The organism is Polaribacter sargassicola (assembly GCF_021991835.1).
GTDB classification, from domain to species: Bacteria; Bacteroidota; Bacteroidia; order Flavobacteriales; family Flavobacteriaceae; genus Polaribacter; species Polaribacter sargassicola.
Genome location: NZ_JAHDAU010000010.1, coordinates 1 through 15,989, shown reverse-complemented (window position 1 = coordinate 15,989; position 15,989 = coordinate 1). Strand labels below are relative to the sequence as shown.

General features: G+C 31.3%; 9 protein-coding genes. 7 read left to right on the top strand and 2 right to left on the bottom strand.

Annotated elements, in window-relative coordinates; translation table 11 throughout:
* Positions 1-42 precede the first annotated feature (42 nt).
* The 3 genes from KI686_RS13890 (at position 43) to KI686_RS13880 (ending at position 3,370) form a co-directional block, all read left to right on the top strand.
* Complete coding sequence (locus KI686_RS13890; protein ID WP_237589928.1) at positions 43-1,962, top strand: tetratricopeptide repeat-containing sensor histidine kinase; 1,920 nt, start codon at positions 43-45, stop codon at positions 1,960-1,962.
* A 1-nt stretch (position 1,963) separates the two neighbouring features.
* The gene (locus KI686_RS13885; RefSeq protein ID WP_237589927.1) at positions 1,964-2,617 is read left to right on the top strand and encodes a response regulator; all 654 of its coding nucleotides are present in this window, start codon (positions 1,964-1,966) and stop codon (positions 2,615-2,617) included.
* Positions 2,618-2,821: 204 nt separating this feature from the next.
* Complete coding sequence (locus KI686_RS13880; protein WP_237589926.1) at positions 2,822-3,370, top strand: hypothetical protein; 549 nt, start codon at positions 2,822-2,824, stop codon at positions 3,368-3,370.
* A gap of 93 nt (positions 3,371-3,463) precedes the next feature.
* Here the strand turns inward: KI686_RS13880 and KI686_RS13875 are convergent, their stop codons facing one another.
* Together KI686_RS13875 and fbp are read right to left on the bottom strand one after the other, a co-directional pair.
* Positions 3,464-4,072 (bottom strand): superoxide dismutase, encoded by a 609-nt coding sequence (locus KI686_RS13875; protein ID WP_237589925.1) that lies wholly within the window; start codon positions 4,070-4,072, stop codon positions 3,464-3,466.
* A 115-nt stretch (positions 4,073-4,187) separates the two neighbouring features.
* The gene (gene fbp, locus KI686_RS13870) at positions 4,188-5,198 is read right to left on the bottom strand and encodes a class 1 fructose-bisphosphatase (protein ID WP_237589924.1); all 1,011 of its coding nucleotides are present in this window, start codon (positions 5,196-5,198) and stop codon (positions 4,188-4,190) included.
* 184 nt (positions 5,199-5,382) lie between these two features.
* Here fbp and KI686_RS13865 point away from each other — a divergent pair, with 184 nt between their 5' ends.
* From KI686_RS13865 to KI686_RS13850, 4 genes are all read left to right on the top strand, one after another.
* Positions 5,383-5,862 (top strand): GNAT family N-acetyltransferase, encoded by a 480-nt coding sequence (locus KI686_RS13865; RefSeq protein WP_237589923.1) that lies wholly within the window; start codon positions 5,383-5,385, stop codon positions 5,860-5,862.
* A gap of 1 nt (position 5,863) precedes the next feature.
* Entirely contained in the window at positions 5,864-7,117 is a 1,254-nt protein-coding gene (locus KI686_RS13860; protein WP_237589922.1) for an aspartate kinase, read from the top strand.
* 53 nt (positions 7,118-7,170) lie between these two features.
* Positions 7,171-8,964 carry a GNAT family N-acyltransferase gene (locus tag KI686_RS13855; RefSeq protein WP_237589921.1) on the top strand — a complete coding sequence of 598 codons (1,794 nt, stop codon included), beginning with the start codon at positions 7,171-7,173 and terminating at the stop codon, positions 8,962-8,964.
* A gap of 403 nt (positions 8,965-9,367) precedes the next feature.
* Positions 9,368-15,989: LamG-like jellyroll fold domain-containing protein (locus KI686_RS13850; protein ID WP_237589920.1), on the top strand; the 6,622-nt coding region annotated here is incomplete at its 3' end.

Sequence of the window (15,989 nt, the reverse complement as noted above, 5' to 3'; positions counted from 1 at the left end):
AATAATGTTAATTTTTTTCATATTTGTTAAAAACTATTAGCTATGAAAAAAATACTGTTATTTTTTATACTTTCTGGTTCTTTTTTAATAAATGCTCAAAATAAAAAATTACTGATAGATAGTTTAAAAGTAAAACTAAATACTAAAATTGATGATGCAACAAAAGCAAAAATATTAGGAGATTTAACCTGGCATTATAAAGAGTTTTCTATAGACTCTGCTTTAAAGTATGGTAATCAAGGATTAGATTTTATAAAAAAAATAAACAATAAGCCAGCTTTAGCACAGCAATATAGCGATGTAGCAGGAGTTTATTTGATAAAAGGAGATACCAAATTAAGTGAAGCTTATTACAAGAAATCTCTTTATATAAGAAAAGAATTAAAAGATACTTTAGGTGTTGCAAAAATAAGTGCTAACCTTTCTGCATTTTATACACAATACCAAAAGCTAGATTCTGCAATGATTTATGCAATTAAAGCTATTTCTTTTTTTGAGAAAAAAGAGCTTTTAAATTATGCGAATATTGTAAAGAGTAATTTGGCATCTATCTATGAAAATATGCGAAATTATGAGAAATCTCTTCAATACAATTTTGAGGTTTTAGAGTACGCAAATTCTATTAATGATGATAATTTAAAAGGTAAATTATATAATAATATTGCTAATGCCTTCTATTTTTCTAAAGATTTACCAAAATCTATAGAGTATTATAAAAAAGCAATTTACTATGCTAAAAAAACAGAAAATTATTACAATTTAGGTTCTTGTTTAAACAATTTGGCAGGAATTTATTTTGATATTAATGAAATAGAAAAAGGCATTAAAACAGCTGAAGAAGCTATAAAAAATAAAAACTATTTAAATTCTGAGTTACAAAAAGCAAGTTTAAACTATACTTTAGGAGAACAATATTTTAAATTAAAGAAGATAAATAAATCAAAAACCCATTTTCTAAATTCATTATTGTTTTATGATAAAACAGTTAATACTCAAAAAGTTGCACAGATTCATAATTTTTTAAGTGTTATTTATGCGCTAGAAAACAAGATGAATTTATCTATACAATCAAAAATAAAAAGCGATAGTTTATTAGAAATATATGCTGATTTTAAAAGTAATAAGGAGTTAAAAGAACTAGAAACCAAATATCAAACAGAAAAAAAGGAAAAAGAACTTTTACAAACTAGAACAGAAAAAGCAGAGACAGAATTAATTTTATCTAAAACTAAAAATTGGGTTTATATTTTACTAGTGATATTAGCTATTGCCGCAGGAACATTTTTTGCTATCAACCAAAGAAATAAGAGAAAAGTACAAGAACAAATTTTAGCTCAAAAAGAAAGAGGTTTAAAAGCAATTATAGATGCACAAGAAGAAGAAAGAAGTAAAATTGCAAGAGAATTACATGATGGTGTTGTACAGCAAATAGGGAGTGTTATTTTAAAGTCTAGAAATATTTTCTCTAAAAACAATTTAATAGACCAAAAAGAATCTAAAGAGCTGTTAGAAAGTTTAGAAAATTCTAATCAAGATTTGCGTAATATATCTCATCAAATGATGCCAAGAGCTCTTAAAGATTTAGGTATTATACCTGCTTTAAATGATTTGTTAGAAGGTAGTTTAGGGTTGTCTAATATAAAATACAGTTTAGAGCATTATAATATTAACGATAGGTTACCACAAAAAATAGAAGTTACTATTTATAGAATAACGCAAGAACTTATCAATAATATAATTAAACATAGTAAAGCAGATGAAGTTAGTGTGCAAGTGTTTGATACCAATGATGCAATTATTTTAATTGTAGAGGATAACGGTGTCGGGTTTTCATCAAATAAATCTGATAAAGGGATTGGTTTACTTAATATTTCTAACAGATTAGATTTGGTTAATGGAAATGTTAATTTTGAACCAAGTCCTAAAAGTGGTACTTTGGTAACTATAAAAATTCCGCTATAAAATGCCTATTAATATTTTAATCGCAGACGATCATCCTTTAATAGCAGAAGGTATTAAAAACACCTTTCAAAATAATGATGATTTTTATGTAACTTCGGTTGTAAATAACGGAGTAGAAGCTTTAGATTTTATTAATAACAATAAAGTAGATATTGCTCTTTTAGATGTAAATATGCCAATACTAGATGGTATAGAGTGTGCTAAAGAAATTTTACAAGATCATAAAAATGTAAAAGTAGCCATGCTTTCTATGTATCAAGAATCATCTATTATTAAAAATTTAATAAATATGGGCGTTAAAGGGTATATGTTAAAAACAATACCAAGTGAAGAGCTTCTTATGGCTGTTCAAAAAATTTATGAAGGCAAAGAATATTTTAATGCAGATGTTACAAAAGCTTTACTAACTGATGAAAAATCTACTGTATTACACACCTATAAAAAGAAATCTCCTTTATTAGAAACATTAACATCTAGAGAAAAAGAAATAATAAAATACATAGCAAAAGGCAATACAAATAGCCAAGTAGCAGAAATATTATTTATTAGCCCAAGAACTGTAGATACTCATAGAACAAATATAATGAGGAAATTAGATGTTAATAATGTTGCATCGCTAATAAGATTTGCTTTTCAAAACGGACTTACTTCTTAAAATACGTAAAATACCGTAGTACAATACGTTAATCTCTCTATTTACTCCCTTTCTTTTCAAAACTATTTTTGGAGTGTTAATTCATAAAGCCTCTAATTAAGTAGAAAATATTGTTTAACAGTATCCATAACTTAAACCTTTTTTTAGGGAGAATTAACAAAAAGTTTTGGGTGCTGTTTTTTAATTTTTTTTAAAAATATAATTATGAAAAAAAATTTAATTATTATGTTATTGTTAACGCCAATGTTAATGTTGGCACAGGTAAAAGGGAAAAAGTCTAAAAATGCATTTACTTCTTCTAAAGGAACAAAATTTAAGGTAGGCGATGTTGTAACATTGGCAAAAGCAAGTAATGAAAGTAAGTATGCTTATGTATATGTAAATAAGTCTATGTTGTCTATGAAAAACATTACAAAAGCAGTAAAAGCGGTAAAGTCTGCTAAAAATTTAAATGTTAGCAGCGTTAGTAATATTAATAATTTAGCTAATAATATAGATGTTGTAAATAATCTAGCAAGTAACGAAGTAGTAAGTGGTGCAATGTCTCAATTAATAGGGCAAGCGGTTAGTGAAAGTTATGTAACAGAAAATGCTTTAGATGATAGTTTTAATGGTAAAAAGTTTAAAATAAAAAATTTTAAAGTATACACAGATAAAAATACAGGAGATTCTGTTGTACATGCAATAGCTATGGGAGAAGGGAAAACAGTAGCAATCCTTTTAGAGTATGCAGAAAAGTTAGGAGAAATATAATCTTTGTAAGATAAAGCCAAAGAAAATATTGATATAATAGAAAATAAAAAAGCATCCAGAAATGGATGCTTTTTTATTGTAAAAAGAAACTAATTATTTAGCTTCTGCATAACGTTTTTCAACTTCGTTCCAGTTAATAACTTTAAAGAAAGCATCAATATAGTCTGGTCTTCTGTTTTGGTAATTTAAGTAATATGCGTGCTCCCAAACATCTAAACCTAAGATTGGAGTTCCGCCACAACCAACACCTGGCATTAACGGATTGTCTTGGTTTGGTGTAGAGCAAACTTCTACTTTACCACCTGGTAAAACACATAACCAAGCCCAACCAGAACCAAACTGAGTTGCAGCAGCTTTAGAAAAAGCTTCTACAAATGCTTCTTTAGAACCAAAGGCAGCTTCAATAGCATCTTTTAATTCTCCAGATAAATATCCTTTTCCTTCTGGGTTCATTACAGACCAAAATAAAGAGTGATTGAAAAAACCACCACCATTATTTCTTACAGCACCATTGCTCATGTCTAAGTTAGTTAAAATATCTTCAATAGATTTTCCTTCTAAATCAGTTCCTTCAATAGCTGCGTTTAATTTTGTTGTATATCCATTATGATGTTTTGTATGGTGTATTTCCATAGTTTTTGCATCAATATTTGGTTCTAATGCATCGTATGCGTATCCTAATTCTGGTAATTCAAAAGCCATAATATTATTATATTTTTAATTATTAGTATAATGTTTAGTTCTGTAAAATTAACCATAATTGGGCTGTTTTACAAGAATTTTAAGTTCCGATAATTTATGATTGTATAAATAAGATTTATTCTCCGTATTTCTGCATAAATTCTTCTAGTTGAGTTACCATATTTTTGCTTCCGCAAATAAAAGGTACTCTTTGGTGCAATTCTGTAGGTTCTACATCCATAGTTCTAACATAACCATCAGAAGATTTACCGTTTGCTTGTTCAGCTAAAAAAGCCATTGGGTTACATTCATACAACAAACGTAGTTTTCCGTTAGGGTTTCTAGATCCTTTAGGATACATATAAATACCACCTTTAATCATATTTCTGTGAAAATCAGAAACTAAAGAACCAATGTATCTACTTGTGTAAGGTCTGTCTCCTTCTTCTTCTTGACAATATTTGATGTATTTTTTTACTCCTAATGGAAAATCAAAATAGTTACCTTCGTTTACAGAATAGATACTTCCATCTTCTGGGAACTCCATTTTTGGATGCGATAAGTAAAAAGAACCAATTGCTGGGTTTAAAGTAAAACCGTTTACACCATCGCCAGTTGTATAAACCAACATAGTAGAAGTACCATAAACTACATAACCAGCAGCTACTTGCTCGCTACCTTTTTGTAAAAAATCTTCTAATTGCACAGGAGTTCCAACAGGAGTTACACGTCTGTAAATAGAAAAAATTGTACCCACAGAAACGTTTACATCAATATTAGAAGAACCGTCTAAAGGGTCTATTAAAACAACATATTTGTTTTGGTGGTTTTCATCTTGGCTATTAATAGTTATAAAACTATCTTCTTCTTCACTTGCAATACCACAAACAATATTTCTACGAGTTAAAGTCTGGATAAATTTATCATTAGCGTAAACATCTAATTTTTGTTGATCTTCACCTTGTATATTAGTGTCTCCTGCAGCGCCAATAATATCTACCAAACCGGCTTTGTTTACTTCATGATTTACTACTTTTGCGGCTAGTCTTATAGAGTTTAAAAGACTAGATAGTTCTCCAGAACTATATTTAAAAGCATGTTGATTTTCAATTATAAATTCACCTAAAGTTTGTTTTTTTCCTGTCATTTTACGTCGTGTTGTAATTAATTTTAACAAATATCTAATTTTTTTAATTATTTACAGCCTTTTTTTTCAATCGATTTCGTTGTTTTTGCAAATAATTTTTAAACAAATTCAAAAATAACTGTGTAAAATCTGTAATTATTTTTAACAGGTTTCAAAAAAACTATCTTTGACCAAAATTTTAAAGATGGATTTTATAGTAAGACTTGCAGAAAAAAAAGACATGCAATCTGTATTTAATTTAATTACAGAGTTGGCAGTTTTTGAAAAAGAACCAGATGCGGTAGAAATTACTGTACAAGATTTAGAAAGAGATGGTTTTTCTGAAAAACCAAAATTTAAGGTTTTTGTAGCAGAGCAAGAAAATAATATAATTGGCATTGCATTATTTTACGAGCGTTACTCTACATGGAAAGGTAGAACAATACATTTAGAAGATTTAATTGTAACAAAAGAAAAACAAAAAATAGGAGCCGGTAAAGCTTTGTATGCTGCTGTTTTAAAATATGCATACAATAACAACTACAACAGAGTTGCTTGGGAAGTGATTGATTGGAATACCAATGCAGTAGAATTTTATAAAAGTACAGGTGCAAATTATTTAAACGATTGGTCTGTAGTACAAATGGATAAAGAAGGATTAGCAAAATTTATTGAAAATAACTAAGATGAAGATTTTTAAATTTGGAGGAGCATCGGTAAAAGATGCAGCGAGTGTAAAAAATATTACTCAAATATTACAAAGCGAAGGAACAGAAAATACAGTAGTTGTTATATCTGCAATGGGTAAAATAACAAATGCTTTTGAAGATGTAATAGAAGCTTATTATAATAAAACAGAAGAACTATCTAGTAAGTTAGGTATTATAGAAGATTTTCATAAAAATTTAATGAATGATTTGTTTGATGCAGATGATTCTATCTATAAAGAAATAGATATTCTTTTAGGCGAGTTAAGTTGGTTTTTAGCAAGAAATACATCGCAAAGATATAATTATGTTTACGATCAAATAATTTGTTTTGGAGAGCTTTTATCAACAAAAATAGTAAGTGCTTATTTGTCTAAAATAGGTGTAGATAATAATTGGTTTGATGTAAGAAACTATATTAAAACAGATAGTAATTATAGAGATGCAAAAGTAGATTGGGATTTAACACAAGAGCTTATTAATAAAAAAGTAGATAGTTCTAAATTAAATATAACACAAGGTTTTATTGCTGCAAATGATACAGAAAATACTACAACTTTAGGTAGAGAAGGTTCTGATTATACTGCAGGTATTTTTGCTTATTGTTTAAATGCAGAAAATGTAACTATCTGGAAAGATGTACCTGGTGTTTTAAATGCAGACCCAAGAGTATTTAAAGATACCACTTTGTTAGAACAAATTTCTTATGAAGAAGCTATAGAAATGGCTTTTTATGGTGCATCTGTAATTCATCCAAAAACATTACAACCTTTAGAAAGAAAAGAAATTCCGTTGTTAGTGCGTTCTTTTGTAAACCCTAAAGAAGCGGGTACTAAGGTAACAAAAGGTACAAGGCTAGTACCTTACATACCTTGTTTTATTGTAAAGAAAGATCAAATATTAGTGTCAATTTCTGCATTAAACTTTTCGTTTATGGTAGAAAATAATATCAGTTACATATTTAAGAAGTTGCATGATTATCAATTAAAAGTAAATTTAATTCAGAATTCGGCTATTAGTTTTTCTGTATGTATAGATAATAAATTTAACAAGTTTGATGCTTTTTATGATGAGTTAAAAACTCAGTTTAAAATTGATGTTCAAAAAGGAGTAGACTTATATACGGTTCGTCATTTTGATGATAATGCTATTAAAATGATAGAAGAAAAAGGAAGTTCTTTGCTAACTCAAGTAAATAAGGAAACAATTCAAATCGTTTTAGCGTCAAATTAATTATTGCCTATCTGTTTTTTTAGTATGTTTGCAGTTAGTTCTAATTAAAAAATATGGCATTAGTAACATCTAAAGAAATTGCACAAGTAATTGGTTTACAGAAAATTGGTTTTTTGGGAACTTTTATTGGATGGATATTATTGAGATTACTTCGTATTTCTAAAATCAATAAGATATACGATAAAAATAAAAACAAAAAAGGATTAAACTTTTTAAATGCAGTTTTAGACGATTGCGATATTAAATTTGAAATTCCTGAAGACGACCTTAAAAGAATTCCTAAAGACGGTGCTTTTATTACCGTTTCTAATCATCCTTTAGGAGGCATAGATGGGGTTTTGTTGTTAAAACTTTTAATAGAAAAAAGAACTGATTATAAGATAATTGCTAATTTTCTATTACATAGAATAGAGCCAATAAAACCCTATGTAATGCCTGTAAATCCTTTTGAGAATAGAAAGGATGCTAAATCTAGTGTTGCTGGTATTAAAAGTGCTTTACAGCATTTAAAAGAAGGTAAACCATTAGGTATTTTTCCTGCTGGTGAAGTTTCTACCTATAAAGATGGTAAACTAAATGTAGATAAACCTTGGGAAGAAGGAGCAATAAGGTTAATTAAAAAAGCAAATGTACCCGTAATTCCTATTTATTTTCACGCAAAAAATAGTAGACTTTTTTATTTTTTATCTAAAATTTCAGATACTTTAAGAACAGCCAAACTTCCATCAGAAGTAATGTCTCAAGGTGGAAAGGTTATAAAAGTAAGAGTTGGTAAGCCTATATCTGTAAAAGATCAAAATGAGTACAAAGAAATTTTACCGTTTTATGAGTTTATAAGAAAAAAGACATATATGTTAGCAAACCCTTTTCAGAAAGCTAATAAAATTTTGTCTCCACAAAATATCAAAATAAAAAAACCGGCAAGTAAAATTGCATCTCAAAAAAATACAGACTTATTTATTAAAGAAGTTAATGCTTTAAGAGAAGGTAATGGTAGACTTTTAGAAAGTAAGAATTACGAAGTGTTCTTTGCAAATGCAAAAGATATTCCTAATTTATTACATGAAATAGGTAGGTTAAGAGAAGTAACTTTTAGAGAAGTTGGAGAAGGAACAAACAAATCTATAGACTTAGATAAGTATGATAAATATTATTATCATTTATTTCTTTGGGATAGAGAGGTAAATTGCTTAGTTGGTGCTTACAGAATGGGGCTTGGAAAAGAGATTTACCAAAAATATGGTATCGATGGTTTTTATGTGCAAACATTGTTTAGAATAGAACCAGAGTTACACAAAATGGTAGAGCATACTATAGAAATGGGTAGAGCTTTTATTATTAGTGAGTATCAACAAAAACCAATGCCTTTATTTTTATTGTGGAAAGGGATAGTACATGTTACTTTGCGTTATCCAGATCATAAATATTTAATGGGCGGGGTTTCTATAAGCAATCAATTTTCAGATTTTTCTAAATCTTTAATGATAGAGTTTATGAAGTCTCATTATTACGATCCTTATATCGCACAATATATTTATCCAAAAAAAGAATACAAAGTAAAACTAAAAGACGCAGACAAAGATTTTGTGTTTGATGCAACCAAAGCAGATTTACAAAAGTTTGATAAAATTATAGACGAAATAGAGCCTGGTGCTTTAAGAATTCCAGTGTTAATTAAAAAGTACGTAAAACAAAATGCACGTTTAGTCGCTTTTAATGTAGATCCTAAATTTAATAATGCAGTAGATGGGTTAATGTATATAAAAGTGGCAGACATACCACAAAGTACAGTAAAACCAGTTATGGAAGAGTTTCAAGCAGAATTAGAACGTAAAGCAGCATTGTAAATGTTGTAATAAAATGTGTAATTATTTGTGTATCTGCTGTTTGAATAAAGTTGTTTTTGAATAAACTACAAGTCAAGCAAATTTTTACTTATATTTGTAACATACTATAAAAGCATCTTATAGTAAACATATTCCCTCAGCCAAAAAATAAATTTACTTAAATAAGGCTAAGACAAACAAGTTATTATTGTACAAGATAAATAGAAAATTGTAATAAAATCTATTGTCTTGTTATGGTTCGTCTATAGAAAATGACTAATCAACTTATTTTAATATTTTAAAGATGGGTACTTTGTAGTTTTGTACGCAATAATCTGTCTTTATTTTAAATATTTAAGTTTTAATAGAAATATAAGTATAGGTTAGAATTAGATTAAAAATCTGATTTTATAAAAATAAAACTATGTTAAACCAAACGAAACAAATTAGGAAAAAAAATTACGTTACTTTTTTAAAATCAACAATTCTTATATTATTTATAAGTTTTTTATTTATACAAAGTAGTATTACTTATGGGCAGACTACTTACCCAGACCCAACTATACCTAGTACAGGTGGTGCTACGCAAAATTGTGTTGATTGTACTCCTCCAAACTGGCAAGACACAGGTGGAACGCCAGATGTTTCTAACAATACCAATGCAGGTGTTCAGAGCGGAGATTATGGAGGAGGTGGAGCTACATGGCAAAATGGACCATTACCTTTACCTCCTCAAGGAGATGAAAGGTGGATAACAATGAGAGATTTGGGTACAAGAGATAATGTTGTTGAAGAATCTGTGACAACTACCATGGGTAATATTGTTGCAGGACAACTCTACAGGTTAACGGTACATACAATGGCTTCTATTACAAATCAGAATGGAGGTCAAAATAATAATCAATACTACGCAGGTATTTATAAAACTAGGTATGATTATCAGGTAGGTAGGTCAAGTACGGAGTTAGAGGTTAGGCAAGTTGTAACGACTGTTACACAAAATGCTTGGGGGGAAAATTATTATTATTTTATAGGTAATCCTGATAATAATGGTAATATGATTCTGTATGTTTATCCAGGTGGTTATTCAACTTTCAATAATAATTCTAATAATTTAAGGACTATTGAAGCCCTGAACTTAGCGGTAGACTTAAACGCTGTAGAACTGGTTGATACAGATGGTGATGGTATACCAGATGTAGACGATATAGATGATGATAATGATGGTATTTTAGATACAGAAGAACTTACAATAAACGGAGTAACTTACGATCCTTTAGGTGATGAAGACGGAGATTTATTACCAAATTACTTAGATACAGATGATGATGGTAATGATGGAGATGGATCTACTACAGATTATACAGACGCTAATAATGATGGTGTGGCAGATGTGTTTGATACTGATAATGATGGTATCGCAAACCATTTAGATTTAGATTCAGACAACGATGGTATACCAGATAATATAGAAGCACAATCTACAACGGGTTATATAGCACCAAGCGGTGTTGATGCAGATTTTGATGGTTTAGATGATGCTTATGATGGTACAGGTTCTAATGGTTTAACGGCTGTTGATACAGACTCAGACAATATTCCAGATTATTTAGATTTAGATGCAGACGATGATGGTATTTATGATGTAGAGGAATCTGGTAGCGGATTAGCAAATGATGGTTCTGGAATGGTAACCGGAGATGTTGGTGTAAATGGTTTAGTAGATGCTATAGAAACAGGAAGTACAGACAAAGCATACACAGATGTAAATGGATCTTATGATAATAACCAAACAAATAATTTTACAGATACAGATAACGATGTTTCAACTGCTAACGGGGATGTAGATTATAGAGACAGCTCTCTTGATGCAGATGATGATGGTATTTTAGATAGTGTAGATATAGACGATGATAATGATGGTATTTTAGATGTTGATGAAGGGTACATAGAAGATACTTGTATAGAGTATAATGGAACTATTGAAGCATCTACTAGTATAAATAATGCTGCAAATATTTTAGGAGCACCTGATGGTAATTTTGGTACAGTGTATCAGGGTCAAAGTCAATTCGATTTTGATTTCGGGCAAGTATATCCAGCAGGTACACAATATATAATAACTTGGAGAAGAAGAAATGATGTAACTAACGGAGTAGCTTATATAGATCTAGAAGAATCTTTAGATAATACTACATACATACCAAACTCAACAAAACCAACTAATTCAGATAATGTAAACTTTAAAAGTGATATTGTAACTTCAGAAAGAGACTTTAGATATATTAATATTGATAAAGGGATTACAAATAATGTAGATTTTGAAATTGATGCAATAGGTATTTATGTTAATTGCGGCTCTTCTTTAGACACCGATAATGATGGTATCCCAGATCATTTAGATTTAGATTCAGACAACGATGGTATTCCAGATAATATAGAGGCACAAACTACAACTGGTTACACAGCCCCAACTGGTACCGATGCAGATAATGATGGTTTAGATGATGCTTATGATGCTACGCCAAATGGTAATAGCGATGGTACAGGTTCTAACGGAATATCTGTGGTAGATACAGATTTAGATCAAACACCAGATTATTTAGATTTAGATTCTGATGATGATGGAATTTACGATGTAGAAGAATCTGGTAGCAATCTTGCAAACGATGGTTCTGGTAAGGTTACAGGAGCTGTAGGTTCTAATGGATTGGTAGATACTATAGAAACAGGAGGTGTAGATGGTGGTTATGCAGATGTAAATGGTGGATATGATGATACACAAGAAGATAATTTTACAGATGCAGATAATGATGTTAATACTAGTTATGGAGATGTAGATTATAGAGATGATGCATTTAATGCAGATACAGACAACGATGGCATACCAGACTCAGTAGATTTAGATGATGATAATGATGGTATACCAGACGCGGTAGAAGTAGGCGATTATTGCCCTACAACAACTTATGTTCCTCTTGGCGCATCTTTTACAAATACAGATACCAATACAGATGGTGGTACAGCTTCAGGTACAGTAGCTAATCTTTATACTTTTGATGATGCAGAGGCAACATTTAGTTACCAAGTATTAAACAATGCTACTTGGGAAGATGGTGTATCTAGCCAAGGATCAACTGCAGGTATAGATGGCGACTATATAAATGTACAACCAATAGGTACAGAATTTGTTACAGGAGATAATTACCCAGAAGATATAAATGATATAGATGTTGCGGTTTACAAATTAAAATTTAATAAAGAAGTTTATAATTTGCAATTTAAATGGGGAGGGTTAGATTTTGAAGATAGAGTAGATTTTATTGCTAGGGCTAATGGTGTAGACGTACCAGTAACTATTACTAATATAAATTTAAATCAATTTACAATTACGGGACAATCTGTAACGGGTGAAGAAAATGCAGGTTCTAATGCGCCAGATAATGCAGTTTTAGTAACTATAGAAGGTCCTGTTACAGAAATAATTATGATTGCTGGTAAAAATCAAAATAATGTTCCTACAAGACTTGTTACCATGCAGCTTTTTGAATTAACATACTGTCTTCCTTTAGACACAGACGGCGATGGAATTCCAGACTATTTAGATTTAGATTCAGATAATGATGGTGTTCCAGATATAGTAGAAGCAGGAGGAGAAGATACAGATGGTAATGGTTTAGTTGATGATATAAATGCAGATGGAACACTTGTTAATGATACGGATGGAGATGGTTTAGATGATAGATACGATTCAGATAACGGCGGTGATGATATTACCAATGCAGATTCAGACAATGATGGTATTCCAAATTACTTAGATTTAGATTCAGATAATGATGGTATACCAGATGTTGTAGAAGCGGGCGGAACCGATGCTAATGGAGATGGTAGAGCAGACAATTATGTAGATACCGATGGCGATGGATTTAATGATGTAGTTGATGGTGATGTAGGTAATGACGGTTCTTCAGAAAATTCTTCTAATGCATTAATTTTAACAGGAGAAGATTCAGATAATGATGGTGTTCCAGATTCTTATCCAAATGGAGATTTTGATGGAGATGGTATCTTAAATCAATTCGATTTAGATTCAGATAATGATGGTATTTTAGACGTTGAAGAAGCAGGCGGAACCGATGATGATAGAGATGGATTTGCTGACAATTTTGCAGATTTAGACGGTGATGGATTTAATGATACAGTAGATAGTGATCCAACAAATGCATTAGATACAGGTACAGATACAGCAGGTACAAATACAACGAATGCATTAATCGTTACAGGAGAAGATTCAGATAATGATGGTGTTCCAGACTCTTATCCTAATGGAGACGCAGATAGTGATGGTAATCTAAATTATTTAGATATAGATGCAGATAATGATGGTATACCAGATAATATAGAAGGGCAAACTTCCTTAAATTACGTAGCTCCTAGTGGGGTTGCAACAGGCATAACAGATGCAAATAATAATGGAGTTGATGATGAGTACGAAAATGGTAGTGTTATTGGTTTAGACCCTGTTAACACAGATAGTGACAATGATGATATTCCTGATTATTTAGATTTAGATTCTGATAATGATGGTGTTTTAGATATTCAAGAAAATGGGCATGAGTACAATACAATATCAGGTACAGATTCTGATAGAGACGGTTTAGATGATAATTTTGATGATAATGATGATTCAAGTATTTTAGGATTTACTGTAAATGATGGATTAGGAAATAGTGATACAGTAACAAACGAAGCTTCTTTAGAAGTAGCTTATGGAGACGCAGATGATGATTTTAATCCTGGTAATGGAGATTTAGATTATAGAGATGTGTTAGATTCAGACAATGATGGTATTCCTAATAATATAGACGTAGATAATGATAACGATGGTATACCAGACGCAGTAGAGTTTTCTAACTGTAAAGTAAATTTTGTTACAGATGTAGTGGCTTATTGGTCTTTAGATAATAATACAAATGATATTTCAGGAAATGGAAATAATGAAAGGTCTGATGGTAATGCACCTACTTATTCTACAGATGCTATGCAAGGTACACACTCTGCAAGCTTTAATGGTACTTCTAATGAAATAAGGTATAGTGTAAATGGTGGTTTTATGGAGTCTACTTACTCACAAATAAGTTTTTCTGCATGGATAAAACCAAATAATTTAACAGGTAGCAGAGTTATTTACGAAGAAGGTGGTACTACACATGGTGCTGTTTTGTGGTTAAATGATAATATTTTAACTTTTACAACTAGAAGTAATTCCAATCAAAATGATCTTCAACATCCTATAGAAGTAGTATTAGATACTTGGCAACATGTTGCTGTTACTTTTAATAACGGAGTTTTAACAGTATATATAGATGGTATTCCTAAAACAATAGATAACAGTTCAGAGTATACTACAATACCTGGTCACGGAAACGATGGAGGTATTGGTGGTGCTGTAGGAAATAGTAGTTCTGCAGGAAATATAGGTCATTTCTCAGGTTTAATAGATGCTGCCAGATATTCTAATTCTGTAGCATGGTCTTCAGAAGACATCGCATTAGAAGCTGTAAAATGTGATAATGACGGAGACGGAATTCCAAATTATTTAGATTTAGATTCAGACAATGATGGTATACCAGATATAGTAGAAGCTGGAGGAGAAGATACAGATGGTAACGGTAAAGTAGATAATATTAATGCAGATGGTACATTAACAAATGATGCAGATGGTAATGGGTTAGATGATTTGTATGATTCAGGTAATGGAGGAAATGATATATCCAATCCAGATACAGATGGAGATGGAGTTCCGGACTTTTTAGATTTAGATTCAGACAATGATGGAATTGCAGATGTTGTAGAAGCCGGAGGAACCGATGTAGACGGAGACGGGTTAGCCGACAATTATGTAGATAGCGATAATGACGGGTTTAATGATGTAGTAGATGGAGATGTAGGAAATGACGGAACCTCAGAAAATACTGCCAATGTATTAATCACAACAGGAGCAGATGGCAATGGAGATGGAATCCCAGATGCATATCCAAACGGTGATACTGATGGTGATGGTGTTTTAGATCATTTAGATTTAGATGCCGATAATGATGGAATTGCAGATGTTGTAGAAGCAGGCGGAACCGATGCAAATGGAGATGGTAGAGCCGACAATTATGTAGATGCAGATGGTGATGGATTTAATGATGTAGTAGATGGTGATGTAGGAAACGACGGAACCTCAGAAAATACAGCCAATGTATTAATCACAACAGGCGCAGATACCGATAATGATGGAACCCCAAATGCATATCCAAACGGCGATACCGATGGCGATGGTGTTTTAGATCATTTAGATTTAGATGCCGATAATGATGGAATTGCAGATGTTGTAGAAGCAGGCGGAACCGATGCAAATGGAGATGGTAGAGCCGACAATTATGTAGATGCCGATGGCGATGGATTTAATGATGTAGTAGATGGAGATCCAACAAATGTATTAGATACTGGTTATGACGGTTCTGGATTTAATACTAACAATGCTTTAATTTTAACAGGCGCAGATGACAATGGAGATGGAACCCCAGATGCATATCTAAACGGCGATACCGATGGTGATGGTGTTTTAGATTATTTAGATTTAGATGCCGATAATGATGGAATTGCAGATGTTGTAGAAGCAGGCGGAACCGATGCAAATGGAGATGGTAGAGCAGACAATTATGCAGATACCGATGGCGATGGATTTAATGATGTAGTAGATGGAGATGTAGGAAATGTATTAGATACAGGTGTTGATACAGCAGGAGCAAATACAGCTAATGCATTAATTTTAACAGGAACAGATGGTAATGGAGATGGAACCCCAGATGCATATCCAAACGGCGATACCGATGGCGATGGTGTTTTAGATCATTTAGATTTAGATGCGGATAATGATGGCATTGCAGATGTTGTAGAAGCAGGCGGAACCGATGCAAATGGAGATGGTAGAGCAGACAATTATGCAGATACCGATGGCGATGGATTTAATGATGTAGTAGATGGAGATGTAGGAA